Raw genomic sequence first — 16985 nt, 5'->3', positions numbered from 1 at the left:
AGTACGGAGCGATAGAGCATGAGCGAACAGGCCGGTGGCGCCGCACCTACCGCATCTAACTGGAATTTGCCGAATGCGTTGACGGTGGTTCGTATTGTGATGGTGCCGTTTTTCGTAGTGGCTCTTATTGCGGGAGGCGTCTATGGCGCCGATAGTTTAGGTGCGCGGTGGGCGGCGCTGGCACTTTTTGTTGCCGCAATGATTACGGACTGGGCGGATGGCTACTTGGCACGTTCGCGTCAGCTCATTACCAGTTTCGGGAAGATCGCGGACCCTATCGCCGATAAGCTACTCACCGGTGCGGCTTTTATAACGCTTTCATGGCTGGGGGAGCTGTGGTGGTGGGTGACTGCGGTGATTCTGGTTCGTGAGTGGGGTATTACCGTGATGCGCCTGTTCGTGATTAAGTACGGCGTGATGGCTGCGAGTAAGGGCGGTAAGGTGAAGACTGTGCTGCAGACCGTGGCGCTAGTGGTGATGCTTGTGCCGCTGGGGCTGTGGGGCACGGCGTGGTTAATCCCCGGGTGGGCGCTGATGGCGGCGGTCACTGCGATTACCGTGTGGACCGGGCTGGTGTATGTTCGTGATGCGCGTGAGCTGCGTAAAAACTGGTTAGCTCAGCAAAATAAGGACTAAAAGGGGCAGCACGGGCTGCTGCGGTATCAGGGGTGCAGTCAGCAGAACATAGGCAGAGAAAGGTGCATGATGGGTGAGGGTATTCGCATGGTGGGGCCAACTGAAGTTGAGGAGGCTGCCCGTTCTCTGCATGATGCTTTGGCAGGGACTGGGCGAACAGTTGCCACCGCTGAGTCCCTAACAGGTGGGGACGTAGGCGGGGCTATCTGCACTATTGCGGGGGCTTCCGAGTATTATTTGGGCGGTGTTATTTCGTATGCGAGCGCAGTCAAAGCAGCTGTGCTTGGGGTGGATAGGGGGCTGTTAGAGCGGTGCGGTTCGGTGGATGCTGAGGTCGCCGTGCAGATGGCTGCCGGTACGGCTCGAGTGTGCGGGGCCGATTACGGGGTGTCAACAACCGGGGTGGCGGGTCCTGAGCCTCATGATGGTAAACCGGTGGGGACGGTATTTATTGGTGTGTTCGGCCCCGCCGGGTCGGCGGCGCATGAACGGCATTATACGGGGGATCGAGCGCAGATTCGGGCTCAGGCCACCTATGATGCGATCCTGCTTCTGCAGGCGGTGGCATCGGCCTAGCTGCGGTATTCGGGTAGCTATTTCTGGTGTTCGTGGGGTAGGATAAGGCGGAGTGTAAACTTTCTAAGTAAAGCTTTAGGGGGCTCTCAGCTGCTATTCAGCTCAGTGGGAATAACCGCACAGTTTTATGAGTTTGAATAGTTACAAGCCAAATGAGAGAGGTTCTCTAGCCTTGAAGCGAAAAATAGGTTAGGCTTAATCGAGTACATACCCGCGTGTCGGGTGCAACTACGCAATAGGAGAACAAGGCATGACCAAGCAGCGCGTTTCAATCAATGGTATTACCAGGTGGAAGGAAGTAGACGCCACACCTAAGAAAGCGGCTCCCGCCGTTGAGGAGGCGAAGGTGGTTCCCCTCCGTCAGGCTATCGGCGAGGTTTTGCGCGATATCCGTCAGCGCCAGGGCCGTACCCTGCGTGAGGTGTCCCAGCGTGCACGTGTTTCTCTTGGCTACCTCAGTGAGGTAGAGCGCGGTCAGAAGGAGGCGTCATCCGAGCTTCTAGCGTGGATTTGCCAGGCTTTGGAGACCCCTATGTACCAGATGCTCCGTGAGGTCGCTGACCGCATGGCTATTCTTGAGGGCGTTCATGTTCCCGATACTGTTCCCGCCGAGCTGGCCGAGCAGTACAGGAATGATTACGCAATGGCTTCCCTCTAAACGAGGCTCTTGTGGGCGGGTCGTACACCGGTGGGTGTGCGGCCCGCCCGCTTTGTGTCCGTTTTGCAGGTGGGGTGCGCGAGCAGGTGTGGGTTTTGGGCACTGCGTGCTGGTTATAAGCGTCATAGTCTGTCATGTAGACGGTGGGATGAGGAGATCCGCGTGAAGCTGAGTGAATTTTGGCTGTGTATGGAGCATGAATTCGGTCGGGGGTACGCCCGGGTGCTTGCCGCAGACCTGGTGCTGGGGCAGTTGGGGCAGCTGACCGCCTTGGAGGCTCTGGAAAAAGGCGTTGATCCGCGCCGTGTGTGGCTGGCGATTTGCGATACGCAAGACATTCCCTTAGAGCGCAGGCTGGGGCCGGATATTAAGCCAAGTAGTTAGAGGCGAGGCGGCGTTTTGGCGGCATTGTGGGGTGGGCTGAATGTAGCGCAATATAGGGGTACTGTACTCCTTATCGAAAGCCTGTGCTATTTTCTAGAAATTTTGTTCGATACATGGTAGGCTTATCCACGAAGAAATTTTTGCAGACCTTTTGACGGACTTATCCACAAAATCCGCAAACCGGTCTTAAACCGTCAGGGGCGGCCCCTACAGTGGTGCACGAAGGGGATAACCAGCATCCCCATAAGTGTTAGAACCACGCAGAGAAAACGAGGTAACAACCGTGGCAAAGAACAACAAAGCTGAGAGCGTATCCCGCGTTCCCGAGGAGGGCCGCGCCAAGGCTATCGAAGCCGTCATGGCGAAAATCGATAAGAACTACGGTAAGGGTGCCGTGATGCGCCTAGGGGATAAAGAAACCACTAAGACTGAAGTAATCCCCACCGGCGCCATCGCTCTAGATGCGGCTCTGGGCATCGGTGGTTTGCCGCGCGGGCGTGTTATTGAGGTGTACGGCCCTGAATCCTCCGGTAAAACCACTGTGGCACTTCACGCTGTAGCGAACGCACAGAAAGCTGGCGGGGTGGCTGCATTTATTGACGCCGAGCACGCACTTGACCCGGTGTACGCAGCTAAATTGGGTGTTGATACTGATGCCTTGCTGGTCTCCCAGCCGGATACCGGTGAGCAGGCGCTTGAGATTATGGATATGCTGGTTGGCTCCGGCGCCATCGACATTATTGTGGTGGACTCTGTTGCAGCATTGGTCCCGCGCGCCGAGATTGAAGGCGATATGGGTGACTCGCATGTAGGTCTGCAGGCACGCCTCATGAGTCAGGCGCTGCGCAAGATTACCGGGCGCCTGTCAGCAACCGGCACCACCGCCATCTTCATTAACCAGCTCCGTGAAAAAATCGGCGTGTTCTTTGGGTCCCCCGAGACCACCACCGGCGGTAAAGCCTTGAAGTTCTATGCTTCAGTACGTATTGATATTCGCCGTATCGAGACCCTCAAAGATGGCGCAAACCCGATTGGTAACCGCACGCGTGCCAAGATTGTGAAGAATAAGATGGCCCCGCCCTTCAAACAGGCTGAGTTCGACATTCTCTACGGTGAAGGTATCTCGGTTGAAGGCGGCATTCTTGACTTGGCGGTGGAACACGATATTGTGAAGAAATCCGGTGCCTGGTTCACCTATGAAGGGGAGCAGCTGGGGCAGGGACGTGAGAACGTGCGTAAACTGCTCAAGGACAACCCCGAACTCACCGAAGAACTGCAGTACAAGGTACTGGTGAAACTGGGAGTTATCGAGCCTGAGGAAGAGGAAACCGCTGAGGAGGCCGGTGCCGCCCCCGAGGTTGATCCCTTGGACGAAATCGCTGAGGAAATCTAATAAGTATGCCGAGCGTGTGCCGCGTAACCCGCATCAGGGTACGCGGCACACACCGCATAAGTGCTGTAAAGACATCATGGTATTCAGCAGGAACTAAACATTACAGGGTGTGGGAAAGGAAACGAATGAGCGACTGGTTAGCGGACGCCTGGGGCGAGAACCCTCTGCTGGCCTCCGACCGTGCACAAAAGCAGCGGCCGCAGCAGCATTCAAAACCCACCCCGCCTGCCCAATGGTGGGGGAATGCTGAGGTGAAAAACACTCCGGAGCCTCCCTCAGACACTCCGGGTCTCCGCCAGAACGATAACGAAAAGCAGCGGGAAGAGAAACCGAACAGCCAGAGGGCTCACCAGAGCACAGACTTTCCTGAGTGGCACCCGGCCGCCCTTGGGATTGACGAAGATGCACTGGGTATAGGTTCGGGCATCGGCCCAAGCACATTATCTGCTGACGCAATACCTCCGCATACTACCCCAGCAGAAGAGACAGCACCGGGGGTGGGAACAGACAATACCTCACGCCCTGCGGCGCGTTCTGCGGGCAGGACGCACAAGGCAGAAAATACCAGTCAGCCAGCACGCACGGCCCGCCGTTATAATCCCGACAGGAAAAAAGGGTTCCGTCGCCCCCGCAATAACAACTCTCCGTTCGCCCCAGCGATCGGGGCTCAACGCTCGTCAGAACAGGAAAATTCACGCACCCACAACCCGCAGCAAAAAGCTGGAACCCGGCGTCTTTTCCGTGAAGGGAGCGCCTTAAACGATGCACTCACCCCCGAAGAGGAGACACTCATTCGGGGTATCGCGGCGGAAGAAAACCAGAAAATCCCTGGGACTCGTGGGCGCGCCGCGAGCACTCAAGCACGTCGAGAAGAAACAGACCCATATACGCGGGCGAAAACCATTGTCTATAACCAGCTGGCGTATTCGGCGAAATCCCGCGCGCAGCTGCACAAAAAACTGGAATCTAAAGGGTTTGAGGCTGAGCTGATCGAACCACTCCTCGACAAATTTGAGGCGGCGCACCTGATTGATGACGCCGAGTACGCGCGTTCCTTCGTAACCCAGCGAGGCACAGGCAAAAAGCTTTCCCGAAGCGCCCTGCGCCGTGAGCTCAAAGAGCGAGGAATTACCGGCGACCTTGCCGAAGAGGCACTTGCTGCACGCACCGATGAGGACGAACGCCGTGACGCCGCCGAATTAGTGCGCAAAAAACTGCGGCCCGCCATGAACTTCTCAGACCGTACCGAGAAGGAGAAAATCATGCGTCGCCTGGTAGGAATGCTAGCCCGCCGCGGGTATTCTTCGTCGGTGGCTTTCTCGGTGGTGAAAGAAGAAATCGAGAGGTACTGCAGCGAGTGGGAAGAAGACAGCTGAGCTGTCTCACAAGAGCCGTGACCGATACGAGATCATCTATGCAGCCGTTACAAGAACTTCGTGCCAGGCGTATGATCGCCCAGCTCCTCGCCCCAAGCGCAGCGCATCGCGATATAGGGGTAGACGCTGACACTCTGCGGCAAGAGACGAACGCTGCGGTATATGCCTTAGACCATCTCTACGCTGTTCAGGGGCAAAACTATAACGCCGGTGTGCGCGCCATTGCGCTACGAGCTGGGTGCAGTACTGACACAGTTCTTGAAGGCATTCACGACTACAGCATTGTGCGTTCGTGGCCCATGCGCGGGACACTCCACTTTTTGACTCTCAATAGTGCAGATTCGCTGTATGCTGCTGTCGCCGGCCGAGGCGCGAAGCCTCAGCCCGCCTATATGCGTCAATGTAACTTTACGCTCAAAGACTTCGAACGGTGGCGTGAGCACCTTCATGACGCTTTACAAACCAGGGGACATCTTGAGCCGCTCACCCGCACTGATCTCTACACCATTCTGTGCGAATACGGCTATAGCGGGCCAAGATCGCGGCGCAGCCACCTCATTCGACTCTACGGCGGTGAGGGCACGGTTCTCCAGGGGCCGCTTCGGGAAAAAGAAGAAAGCTTCGTGCACCGTGACTCCATACCTGTGCCCCGCACAAAATACGAGCGAAAACAGGCACTGGCTGAACTGGGTACACGTTATATATGCGGTCACGGGCCAGTGACCGCGGAGGATCTGCGCTGGTGGGCTGGGATTACAATAACCGATGCCCGGTATGCATTTAAACATGCTCGCCGTACCCAGACTATTGTGCTGGGTGGACAAGAATATGCGGTAGGTTCCTGGCAAGAAGGCGTTACCCGTTCGGAGCTCAGAGATGCGCTCAACCGCGAGCTTAGTCTCCCGGCCTTCGACGAGTATCTGCTGGGGTACGCCGATAAGAGTTTTGCATTGCGTGAGGAACTGCGTCCGCAGGTTCTCACCTGGAACGGAATGAGCTGGGATTTTACGCTTGCCGCCGGTGAGGCAACCGGGCGAGCCAGCACATAAGTGCCATCAGCCTCAGAGGTCCAGCAGCATCTTCTGCCTATTTGACATTCCCCAGGCGTTTGGCCAGATCAACCAGCGCCGTATCCTTCGAATCTCCGGTGCGTAGGAGCAGCATCATCAGCTCGGCACTTTGCCGCCGGATACGCCCCAGCAGATGGGCGCGCTCGCCGTGAGAGTACAGCTCCATGAGGGTGCAGGCTGTCACGGCGGCGCATACCGCCAGATCTTCCGCTAGGTGCGTATCCAATGGGGTGTCCCCAAAGAGCGCCGCGAAGAGGCGGGGTACGGTACGTTCCCGGTTCACCTCATAATTCGGGTACCCCGGTGAGGACGGGAACCCCAGCATCGCCTCCACAAAGGGGAACCCCCGGTGGTGGATGCACGCCCCTTCCGCGTCGAAAGCCCGCACCGTATCTCGCGCCGAACCAAACAGCACATTGTGAGGGGAAAAATCTCCCGAAGAGAACATGTACACCTGCCCGCGGTTCAGCGTGAACTGCTCAGGCACCGGGGGGCGTTTCGTAAAAAACGGCTGAACCACGCGGCGAAACCGGTAGGCCATTTCGATGAGCGTCTGCTGCTGTTCACCCAGTTCCTCAAGCTCAACGTCTTCGGGAACCTGCAACCCGTCAGCCTCGGGGTATAGCGACGCTAACCCGTTCTCAGCGAGCGCGGGGGAGGGCATAGCACCGGGGTGCTGAGCTTTCCGGTCTGCCTTCGCCAGTGCTTTACGGTACCGTTCAACGGCGCGGGGCATGACTCCCGCTTCCGCTAGTGCGTTCCACACGGACAGGTATGAGTCTACTGCGAACGCGAGATATCCGGGTGGGGTTTGGGCTGTGCTTGGCAGGAGCGCATCACCCACGGCACGGGCGTCGGCAAACGCCACGTCTTCGAGGGCCACGCACCGCAGGGCATTGTCGGCGCCGTAGAGGTGGGGGAACACCCCGGGGGCCAGCTCCCCAAGAGCCACCAGCCCGTGACGTTCCCGCAGGTACCCGAAACCACCCGAGTTTTTCGCCGAATCCTGCCGCCGGTACCATTTTAGAATCATAGTGGAGGGGGCATCACCCGCTGCCTCGTACCGCACCCGCAGCACCACCGAACGCATACCGGTACCCAAAATGGTCACGGCAAGCGGCTCCCTGCCTGTGAAGACTGCCAGGGAACAGGCCCAGAGGATGGCTTGTGCGGCGTCCTCGCGGAAGGTACCGGAATCGGCGGGGGCGTGGTTTTTTGCGGGGGAGTAGGTGTCGATGGCTGATTCGATCAGCCCGGTCACTATACTTTCTATAGAGTCGGGGGCCATTGAGTCACCGGTTGAAGAATTACTAAGGGGTACCTGCATAGAGCCATTATCCCCCATCCGTTACCCTAAAGGCGTGAGCATGACCATCAGCGAAACCACAGAATCCCCTCAAACCAGCCTACGCACCTACGAAGTGCGCACATTTGGCTGTCAGATGAATGTGCACGATTCCGAGCGGATGGCGGGCCTTCTGGAGGCGAGCGGGTATGTGCGTGCCGCTGAAGGTGAAGAGCCTGACCTCGTGGTGTTTAACACTTGCGCGGTGCGCGAGAACGCATCGAACCGTCTCTACGGGCATTTGGGGCAGTTGGCCTCTGTGAAGCGACGCCACGAAGGCATGCAGATTGCTGTGGGTGGGTGCCTGGCTCAAAAAGACCAGAACACCATTATCGAAAAAGCCCCCTGGGTGGATGTCGTGTTCGGCACCCACAATATTGGCTCGCTCCCCACGCTCCTTGAACGCGCCCGCCACAATCATGAGGCGCAGGCGGAACTGCTTGAATCGCTTGAGGTGTTCCCCTCGACCCTGCCCACGAAACGCGATCATGTGTACTCGGGCTGGGTGTCAATCTCTGTAGGATGCAACAACACCTGTACCTTCTGCATCGTGCCGTCACTGCGCGGTAAAGAGAAAGATCGTCGACCCGGTGATATCCTTGCCGAAGTTCAAGCGCTCGTCGATGACGGCGCGATCGAAGTAACTCTGCTGGGGCAGAACGTGAACTCCTACGGCGTGGAATTTGGGGACCGTCAGGCATTCTCTAAACTATTGCGCGCCTGCGGTGATATTGAGGGGCTGGAACGAGTACGGTTCACCTCACCGCATCCGGCTATGTTCACCGACGATGTGATAGAAGCGATGGCAGAGACCCCGAACGTCATGCCTGTTCTGCATATGCCGCTTCAATCGGGATCGGATAAGGTGCTCAAAGACATGCGCCGCTCATACCGATCCAAGAAATTCTTGGGCATTTTAGAGAAGGTGCGCGAGCGCATTCCGCACGCTGTCATTACCACCGATATTATCGTGGGGTTCCCCGGTGAGAGTGAAGAAGACTTCCAGGATACGCTGAACGTAGTGGAGCAGGCGCGGTTCTCATCAGCGTTTACCTTCCAGTACTCGATTCGCCCCGGCACCCCGGCGGCAACTATGGAAAACCAGATTCCAAAAGATGTTGTGCAGGAGCGCTACGAACGCCTAGTGGCTCTGCAGGACCGTATTGCGGGCGAAGAGAACCGTAAACAGTTGGGCAAGACTGTCGAGCTGATGGTTGTCGCCGAGTCTGGACGTAAAGCGCAGCAGACGCATCGTCTGGCGGGCCGCGGACCGGATCAGCGCCTCGTACATTTTTCGGTGCCCGCTGGATGCGAAAAGCCTCGCCCTGGAGACATGGTGACCGTTCCTATCACTGAAGCAGGGTCATTCCATCTGATTTCAGATCCCACCGCTGAGCAGTATCAGCTTCGCCGCACTCGCGCCGGGGACGCCTGGGACCGTTCGCAGGCCGAATCCTGCGGTGCCGGAACTACCCAAGTTTCGGGCGGCCCGGTGGGGCTTGGTATGCCCACTATCGGCCCGAAGTAAGGCGGCTCAGCCCCCACATTGTGGGAGTGTCGTTCCTGATCCGGTGGCCGAACTGCCGGTAGTATATAAGTACATCCTTTCTGTTCACGAGGTGGAGCCTAATCTGCTCCACCTTGTGTTTTATATCACTCATAATGGTTTCTCGGTGGGGAAGAAACTTTCCCAGCCCCACCTTAAAGAACTTGCCTAGCGGCAGCACATTCTCGCAATAGCCAATGAACCCGCCGGTAGAATGGTGCCCATGACCTCACCAGCACCGGCTAAAACCCCGTCTCGTCCCATTCTCGCTGTCGTTGGCCCCACCGGCACCGGAAAAAGCGCTCTGGCCGTTGCGCTCGCCAAAAAACTGGGGGGTGAATGCATTAACGCCGATTCCATGCAGTTCTATAGGGGTATGAACATCGGTACCGCAAAAATTACTCCCGCCGAAACCCAAGGTGTTGCGCATTATCTGATCGATATTATGGACCTCACCGAAGAGGCGTCCGTTGCCGAGTTTCAGGCACACGCTCGTGAAGTTATTACCGACATTACCAGCCGTGGAAAATACCCCATCCTGGTGGGGGGATCGGGGCTTTATGTGCGTGCTGCCCTCGATAAACTTGAACTGCCCGGTACCGACCCTGCGGTGCGTGCCCGCCTTGAAGAAGAAAGCAGGGCCCACGGCATCGGGGCGCTTCGGGCACGCCTGGCGGACGTAGACCCGGACTCGGCCGCCAAACTGAACGATGAACGGCGCATTATTCGGGCACTTGAGGTGTATGAGGTAACGGGGCGCCCCTTCTCTGCGTTTATGCCCACCCGCGAGTACGTGAGCGACACTTTGCAGATCGGGCTGAACATGGACCGTGCTCGTCTGCACGAACGGCTCCACGACCGTGTGGTGGCTATGGAAAAGGCGGGGCTCTTGGCGGAAGTTGAGCAGCTTGTTGATCGGGGGCTACGTCAGGGTAAAACAGCCTCCCGCGCCATCGGGTACGCCCAGTTTTTACGCGCCTTTGAAGCCCAAACATCCGGGGCAGATCAACGATACACGGTGGCGCAGGCGATCGAAGACACAACTGTTGCTACCCGCCAGTTTGCCCGCCGCCAGCTCACCTGGTTCCGGGCCGACCCGCGCGTGCACTGGTTCGACGCCGAATCCCCGACCCTCCTTGAGGATACGCTCACGCTCATACAGGGCTATATTGCAGGTTCTGCTAACCTAGCCTAAACCACTACTCAACCTGTAGGGTTTGTTACAGAAGCCCGTCGGCACATTAGAATTTAGGAAGCAGCTCAACTCAATAAACCCTAAGAAGACTTATGACCACACTGGAAGCCCACTCGCCGCCCACCCTGCGTGACGCATTACTGAGCCGTGAGAACTCCCTAAATTTCATACGATTAATGCTGGCGGTTGCGGTGATTATCTCGCACGCCCCATACCTGGTTCTTGGGGTGGAGGTAACCAGCGCAATACCTGTGCTGAACCTCAGCCACCTGTTGGGTGACTATGCGGTGAACATGTTTTTCTGCATCTCTGGTTTTCTGATCGCCCATAGCGCCCAGCGCGGCACCTTCGGTGGCTACCTGAAACGGCGTATACTCCGTATTTTCCCGGCCTACTGGGCCTCAATCCTGTTTGTTGTATGCATTGGTGCACCACTGGCGAACTATACCGCGCACTCAGGTAGCCCGTGGACAGCACAGGGGGCTTTGGAGTATGTGGGCCACAACTTCGACTTATTCTTCCTGCAGTATTCGCTTTTTGACGGACCCTCCCATTTGCCCTACGAAAACTCCTGGAATGGCTCGGCATGGACACTCAGCTACGAGTTCTTGGGGTACTTGGTGCTCATCCCAATCTTTTACCTGCCCGCGTTGAAACGAAATTCTCACAGGGTGGTACCCATGGTGTACCTGTTGAGCCTGCTGCCGTTTTTTATTTTTACTGCCGCTGGGGCGACAAACAATACGTTTTGGGAGGTGGCACGCCTGTACCCCATGTTTTTTGCGGGCGCACTCCTGTACGTTTGGGGGAATAAAATCAGGCTCCACCCGCAGGCAGCCTTAGCGTGTTTCTTGGTTCCTTTTGCCCTGCAGTTCGTAGCCCCTAGCGTGGTGTTACAGCTTATCCAGCCCGCCTACGCGTACGGTATCTTGGCGTTGGGGGCGCTTATCCGTGTCCCGCTGTGCCGCCGGAATGACATCTCTTACGGCATGTATATCTACGCGTGGCCGGTGCAGGTGATCCTTCTCATGCTTGGCAGCGAGCCGCTGGGGTGGGTGCTCAATGCGCTGCTGACCATTGTCGTGACCGTGCCTATTGCCTGGTTCTCGTGGCGGTATATCGAAAAACCGGCTATGGCGTTGAAACACTGGCAGCTTATCCCCACTAAGCCCGTTGACCGCCAGACGGAAGCGGGCGGCACCGAGGCACACCCCGTGCTGGTGCAGGTAAGCACACCCCAGAAGCGGTAGAATTCTCACAGAGACACCGCACAACTACGAAGGGGCAACGAACGCATGAGCGAGAACGCATCAGCCTGGGCAGATCTTACCGGGCGCACCCTCACCAAAGGGCAGGGCACCGGTAACGATTTTATTTTCATCACTGACCCCAAAGCCGAGGCGGTGCTTGACGCCGATCTGGTGGCGCGTGTGTGCGACCGTCATTTCGGGCTGGGCGCCGATGGGTTTATTCGCGCTGCGCATACCGAAACGTTCTCTACGGGGCAGAAAATCCTGGAAAAACACCCCGAGGCCACCTGGTTCATGGATTACCGCAACGCCGATGGCACGATCTCAGAAATGTGCGGGAACGGTGTGCGCGCCTTCGTTGAGTATCTGCGCACCGAGGGGCTGATCAGCCTTGAAGTGGGAGAACACGTGAGTATTGGCACCCGCGCCGGGGTAAAAACTGTGGCCCGCACCGACACCGGGTATGCCGTAGATATGGGCCCCTGGAGCTTTATCCACGGTGATGCCGCGCGTGAGGGCGGTGAAGACTCGCAGGTTTCCGCACGCGGGCTTAAGACCCCGCGCCCGGCTTTATCCATCTCTATGGGCAACCCGCACACCGTGGTCATGCTCGGCAGCGACGGGAAACTCGACGGCTTAGACCTAGGCGTCGCCCCAGTGGTCACCCCCGCCCCGGAGAACGGCACGAATGTGGAGTTCGTGGTGCCTCTCGAACTGGAGCATGACTCCGGCGATATTGGGGTCTTAGGGGAGCAGTCTGAGGTGGGAGCTATTCGTCTGCGTGTGCACGAACGTGGTGTGGGGGAGACCCTCTCCTGCGGCACAGGCGCGTGCGCAGCTGCCGCAGCCACCCGCTTCTGGGGAGGGGAGGACGCACCCGACGAGTGGCTCGTACATGTTCCTGGAGGCACCCTCGCGGTGACCTTCGTCTTAGGCCCCGACGACCTAGAGCACGTGGTCCTCGCTGGGGGCGCACAGATGGTGTATACGGCGCAGCTGAGCTAGCCGTACCCCACGCCCCGTGCGCCTGTATGCGCCGGGGACGGAAGCGGGTTAGGAGCGAAGAACCTCCAGCACACGGAACCCTTTAGAAGTAGCGTACCTGCTTACCGTGAACTCTCCCTCGAACCGCTCTAAGAAGTGCGCATCCAGCCATTTCTGCAAAGAGTCAGACCCCAAATTCTTTTGAACCACCAGATAGGCTGCACCACCGGGAGCGAGTCGCGGAAGCCACGTGAGCAGAATATTGTGCAGAACCTCTTTACCCACGCGAATTGGAGGATTGGACCAGATAGTATCGAAACGTAACGTGGGATCTACCTCATCGGGGGTGCTCACCGAGACGTTCTGCAGCCCCAAAGCTCGGGCATTCTGTTCGGTGAGCGAGAGCGAACGGGAATTCACATCTACCGCATGAACCTCAGCCTGCGGGGCGAGCATCGCTAAAGATAGCGCGATGGGCCCCCAGCCACACCCAATATCGAGCATATATTTCCCGTGCGGGGCAGGTGCCTGCCCCAAAAGGACAGCGGTGCCTTTGTCTATTCCCGAAGGACTAAAAATACCGTTAGCGGTCGTTACAGAAACTTCACGACCCGCCAGCTCAACTTGAACCGTGCGCGGCTTGAACTCGGTTTCAGGGGACGAGGAAAAATAATGCTGTTCGCTCATGCCTACCAGTGTACGGGACGTATTACGCCCACGCCCCGCAGCAGCCCGCTCCTACCAGCCACCGATTCCAGCGCACTGACTGTGCTGCGGGCATGAGGTAACGGAACACCGCGACAGCCCCGCATCCGCCCGGTAGAATAGGAACCACCTATGAATTCAATGCAAAACACTGAGAACACCACAAATAACCCCGGCGAAAAACTGCCCAGTGATGAGCAGCTACGCCAAACCGTAGAACGAGTCCTCGGCCGTGCAGACGCAGCGGCCCAGACCACTATCTACCCCGAAAGCACCGGCAGTCCCGCACAACGCCGCGTGCTCGACACCCGTGCCCGAGAAATTTCCGATAATCAGCGGGAACACTCAGACTTTGACGGCGAACAGGAAGACCTCGCCGAACGCCGCGCACTACGCCGAGTCGCCGGGCTCTCCACCGAACTCGACGACGTGACCGAAGTCGAATACCGTCAGCTGCGTCTAGAGCGCGTGGTTCTCGCCGGGCTGTGGACCGAAGGAACCGTCGAAGACGCCGAGAACTCCCTGCGAGAACTCGCCGCGCTCGCCGAAACCGCAGGATCTGAAGTGCTGGACGGGCTAGTTCAGCGCCGCCTCAAACCAGACCCCGGAACTTTTCTTGGGTCCGGAAAAGCCCTCGAACTCAAAGACATTGTGCAGGCGACCGGTGCCGATACCGTGATCGTCGATTCTGAATTAGCGCCCTCACAACGACGAGCCCTCGAAGATATCGTCAAAGTCAAAGTGATCGATCGTACCGCCCTGATTCTGGATATCTTCGCTCAACACGCGAAGTCTCGTGAAGGCAAAGCACAGGTCGAACTTGCCCAACTTGAATACATGCTCCCGCGTCTGCGCGGCTGGGGCGCGTCCCTGTCACGCCAGGCAGGTGGGCGTGCCGCATCCGGTGAAGGCATTGGTTCACGCGGACCCGGTGAAACCAAAATCGAGATGGACCGCCGCCGTCTGCGTGCTCGCATGGCAAAACTCAAGCGCGAAATAGCCGCTATGGCGCCCGCCCGTGAAACAAAACGTCTGAACCGTAAACGCAACAGGGTACCCTCGGTCGCTATCGCGGGGTATACAAACGCCGGTAAGTCGTCGTTGCTGAATCGCCTGACTGATGCCGGTGTCCTGGTGGAGAACGCACTCTTCGCAACTCTGGATCCGACCGTGCGCAAGGCACAGACTCCGGACGGCATCGGCTATACACTTTCGGACACTGTAGGATTCGTGCGCTCGCTGCCCACCCAGCTCGTGGAAGCATTCCGTTCCACGCTCGAAGAGGTAGCCGATGCAGACGTGATTTTGCATGTGGTAGACGCATCTCACCCAGACCCTGAGGGGCAGATTCGCGCCGTGCGTGAGGTTATCGCAGATTTAGATGCTCGCCGTATACCCGAGATTATTGTGCTCAATAAAGCGGATGCGGCTGATCCTTTTATCCTCGAACGCATGCGCCAGCGTGAACCAAACCACATCATTGTCTCGGCGCGCACAGGGGAGGGCATTGACGAACTCAAACAGAAGATTGCGGATACGATTCCGCGCCCTTCCATCCTGGTGAAGCTTCTCGTCCCTTATGATCATGGGGAGGTCATCTCCCGCCTGCACTCGTGGGATGCCGAGATTAAACGCACCGAGTTTGTCTCCGATGGCACTTTTATCACCGCACTGGTACGTGAGGATGTCGCCGCTGAGCTTTCAGAATACGTTATTAGCGGGGAACTGCTAGAGGTGCTTGAGTCGGAGCTTGCGGATGCTGCCGCAACACCGGTGGCCGCTTCGGGCAGCTAGGGGTTAAAGTGCAAGAGAGCGTGAGCGCCCCCACCGGTGCTGAACCCGAGACCCTACCGGGGGCCCAGCCTGTGCTTCGTCTGCTTGACGAGGTGATTGAGGCAACGGGTGGTCAGCGACGTGAGGGGCAGCGGCTTATGGCGGCCCATGTTGCTCAAGCTTTCGAGCTTGAGCGGCATCTGCTGGTGCAGGCTGGCACAGGAACCGGTAAATCTTTGGGGTATCTCATCCCCGCACTCCACAAGGTTGGCGACAGTAACAAACCTATTATTGTGGCGACCGCAACCCTCGCTTTGCAATCGCAGATCGTGAACCGCGATATTCCTCGTCTGCTTGCGGCACTTGAACCGCGCCCCGAGTCGCAGGCCCAGGTGGCGATTCTTAAAGGCCGCAATAATTACCTGTGCCTGCATAAGCTAGAAGGTGGGTACCCTGAAGAGGAGCCCGAGGCTCTCTTCGAAGCCCCTGGATCTTCTGGGGCGTCGTCTCGCCTGAGCGAGGAGGTGCAGCGTTTGCGTGCCTGGGCGGGATGCACCGAGACTGGTGATCGTGATGAAGTGCGCCCCGGTGTCTCAGATAGGGCCTGGGCGCAGGTGTCTGTGAGTGCCTCAGAATGCTTGGGACGGCGCTGCCCAATGGTTGAGGAGTGCTTCAGCGAAATGGCGCGTACCCGCGCCAACGAATCGGATATTGTTATCACCAACCACGCGCTGCTGGCCATTAATTCGTTTGAAGGGCTGGGCGTGCTGCCTGAGCATGACATTGTCATTATTGATGAGGCGCATGAGCTTGCCGATCGGGTGACTGGCGCAGTCACCGGTTCCCTGTCGGCGGCGATGGTGCGCCGTGCCGCTCAGGGTATTCGTAAGAACTCAAAAGCTAGCCCGGCCGCTTTGGAGAACGCGGCTTCATCCCTTGAAGAAGCGTTTCTGGGGGTTCCGGAAGGTTTGCTGAAGGGCCTTGACGGGCGCCTACTCACTGCTGTGTCGGCTGTGAATGACGCCGCCCGAGGTGCACTGTCGGACTCTAAAACGGATTCGAAAGAGGTGGACGCTGGCCTGCAAATGGCACGTTCGCGTGTTTCTGAGGTGCATGAGGAAAGCGGGCGTATCCTTGAAGCTTTCGAGAACCGGGAGGTTCTGTGGGTTTCTCGCCCCCGGGTGTTTGAGAACGGCCGTTACCATGATGCGAATGATACGGACCCAGCAACTTTGCATATTGCGCCTTTGAGTATTGGTTCTCGTCTGCGGGAGGGCTTGTTTGAGGATCGCACGGTGATTCTTACGAGTGCCACACTTGCGGTGGGCGAGTCGTTTGACGCTGCTGCCGGTGCGCTTGGGCTGATGGGTACGGGTGCTCCGCGCTGGGAGGGGATTGATGTTGGATCTCCTTTCGACTACCCCAAGCAGGGGGTCATGTATGTTGCTGCGGATCTGCCTAAACCTGGTTTTGGGGTGAGCACCCCGCAGCTTCAGCGGCTTCTCGAATTGTGTGAAGCAGCTAATGGCGGCGCGTTGGGTTTGTTTTCGTCGAAGAGAGGGGCCGAGCAGGCCGCAGAGTATGTGCGTCAGCACAGCGACTTGACGGTGCTTCTGCAGGGGGAGTCGTCCCTGCGGGCGCTTGTTGACGAGTTCACGGAGGATATGGATGCGTGCCTGTTCGGCACGATGAGCCTCTGGCAGGGTGTTGACGTTCCCGGAGATTCGTGCCGGTTGGTGGTGATGGACCGGATCCCGTTCCCACGCCCAAACGATCCGTTGGTGCAGGCCCGTACTGAGGCTGTTCAGGCGAACCGAGGTAATGGTTTTATGGCGGTTTCGGCGTATCATGCTGCGATTCGTATGGCGCAGGGGGCTGGGCGCCTGATTCGTTCTGTGACGGATAGGGGCGTGGTTGCTGTGCTTGATTCGCGTTTAGCGACTCAAAGCTATGGCGGGTATATTATGCGTTCGATGCCGCCCCTATGGGCTACCCAGAAGAGGGAAGTGGTGCTGGGGGCACTGACTCGCCTGTCGCAAAGTATCCGTAACGGATAGCAGATGCATTTGTTTCGGGTTGAGCTGTGGGGCTGGT

General features: G+C 57.9%; 15 protein-coding genes. 13 read left to right on the top strand and 2 right to left on the bottom strand.

The genetic code is table 11. The features are described from left to right. Positions 1-18: 18 nt before the first annotated feature. From pgsA to I6I94_RS02985, 7 genes are all read left to right on the top strand, one after another. Positions 19-636 carry a CDP-diacylglycerol--glycerol-3-phosphate 3-phosphatidyltransferase gene (gene pgsA, locus I6I94_RS03015; RefSeq protein ID WP_128087596.1) on the top strand — a complete coding sequence of 206 codons (618 nt, stop codon included), beginning with the start codon at positions 19-21 and terminating at the stop codon, positions 634-636. A gap of 69 nt (positions 637-705) precedes the next feature. Further along, the gene (locus tag I6I94_RS03010; protein ID WP_006888958.1) at positions 706-1212 is read left to right on the top strand and encodes a CinA family protein; all 507 of its coding nucleotides are present in this window, start codon (positions 706-708) and stop codon (positions 1210-1212) included. 250 nt (positions 1213-1462) lie between these two features. Further along, the gene (locus tag I6I94_RS03005) at positions 1463-1870 is read left to right on the top strand and encodes a helix-turn-helix domain-containing protein (RefSeq protein WP_126499766.1); all 408 of its coding nucleotides are present in this window, start codon (positions 1463-1465) and stop codon (positions 1868-1870) included. Positions 1871-2032: 162 nt separating this feature from the next. Beyond that, complete coding sequence (locus I6I94_RS03000; protein ID WP_006888983.1) at positions 2033-2254, top strand: DUF3046 domain-containing protein; 222 nt, start codon at positions 2033-2035, stop codon at positions 2252-2254. 283 nt (positions 2255-2537) lie between these two features. Next, positions 2538-3647, top strand: coding sequence for a recombinase RecA (gene recA / locus I6I94_RS02995; protein ID WP_094758297.1), 1110 nt, complete (start codon positions 2538-2540; stop codon positions 3645-3647). A 125-nt stretch (positions 3648-3772) separates the two neighbouring features. Then, positions 3773-5023: a regulatory protein RecX gene (locus tag I6I94_RS02990; protein WP_236588916.1), complete on the top strand. Its 1251-nt coding sequence runs from the start codon at positions 3773-3775 to the stop codon at positions 5021-5023. 17 nt (positions 5024-5040) lie between these two features. Continuing rightward, positions 5041-6072 carry a DNA glycosylase AlkZ-like family protein gene (locus tag I6I94_RS02985; protein WP_236588915.1) on the top strand — a complete coding sequence of 344 codons (1032 nt, stop codon included), beginning with the start codon at positions 5041-5043 and terminating at the stop codon, positions 6070-6072. 37 nt (positions 6073-6109) lie between these two features. Here I6I94_RS02985 and I6I94_RS02980 read toward each other — a convergent pair whose 3' ends face one another. Beyond that, positions 6110-7420: a hypothetical protein gene (locus I6I94_RS02980; RefSeq protein WP_236588914.1), complete on the bottom strand. Its 1311-nt coding sequence runs from the start codon at positions 7418-7420 to the stop codon at positions 6110-6112. Between the two features lie 40 nt (positions 7421-7460). Here I6I94_RS02980 and miaB point away from each other — a divergent pair, with 40 nt between their 5' ends. The 4 genes from miaB (at position 7461) to dapF (ending at position 12434) form a co-directional block, all read left to right on the top strand. Further along, positions 7461-8966: a tRNA (N6-isopentenyl adenosine(37)-C2)-methylthiotransferase MiaB gene (miaB, locus tag I6I94_RS02975; protein ID WP_037233184.1), complete on the top strand. Its 1506-nt coding sequence runs from the start codon at positions 7461-7463 to the stop codon at positions 8964-8966. A 241-nt stretch (positions 8967-9207) separates the two neighbouring features. Continuing rightward, complete coding sequence (gene miaA / locus I6I94_RS02970; protein ID WP_201620859.1) at positions 9208-10179, top strand: tRNA (adenosine(37)-N6)-dimethylallyltransferase MiaA; 972 nt, start codon at positions 9208-9210, stop codon at positions 10177-10179. A gap of 92 nt (positions 10180-10271) precedes the next feature. Then, positions 10272-11429, top strand: a complete 1158-nt coding sequence (locus I6I94_RS02965) for an acyltransferase family protein (RefSeq protein WP_128087597.1) — start codon at positions 10272-10274, stop codon at positions 11427-11429. A 45-nt stretch (positions 11430-11474) separates the two neighbouring features. Next, entirely contained in the window at positions 11475-12434 is a 960-nt protein-coding gene (gene dapF / locus I6I94_RS02960) for a diaminopimelate epimerase (RefSeq protein WP_126499773.1), read from the top strand. Between the two features lie 48 nt (positions 12435-12482). On the opposite strand, the gene I6I94_RS02955 is transcribed toward dapF, so the two are convergent. Then, entirely contained in the window at positions 12483-13100 is a 618-nt protein-coding gene (locus tag I6I94_RS02955) for a class I SAM-dependent methyltransferase (protein ID WP_037233180.1), read from the bottom strand. Between the two features lie 159 nt (positions 13101-13259). Here I6I94_RS02955 and hflX point away from each other — a divergent pair, with 159 nt between their 5' ends. Together hflX and I6I94_RS02945 are read left to right on the top strand one after the other, a co-directional pair. After that, the gene (gene hflX / locus I6I94_RS02950; protein ID WP_006888997.1) at positions 13260-14912 is read left to right on the top strand and encodes a GTPase HflX; all 1653 of its coding nucleotides are present in this window, start codon (positions 13260-13262) and stop codon (positions 14910-14912) included. A 20-nt stretch (positions 14913-14932) separates the two neighbouring features. Beyond that, positions 14933-16948 carry an ATP-dependent DNA helicase gene (locus I6I94_RS02945; RefSeq protein ID WP_201620858.1) on the top strand — a complete coding sequence of 672 codons (2016 nt, stop codon included), beginning with the start codon at positions 14933-14935 and terminating at the stop codon, positions 16946-16948. Positions 16949-16985 lie beyond the last annotated feature (37 nt).

The organism is Rothia aeria, from assembly GCF_016726365.1.
Lineage (GTDB): Bacteria > Actinomycetota > Actinomycetes > Actinomycetales > Micrococcaceae > Rothia > Rothia aeria.
The sequence above is the reverse complement of the archived record's forward strand: the minus strand, read 5'-3'. Positions and strand labels throughout refer to the sequence as shown.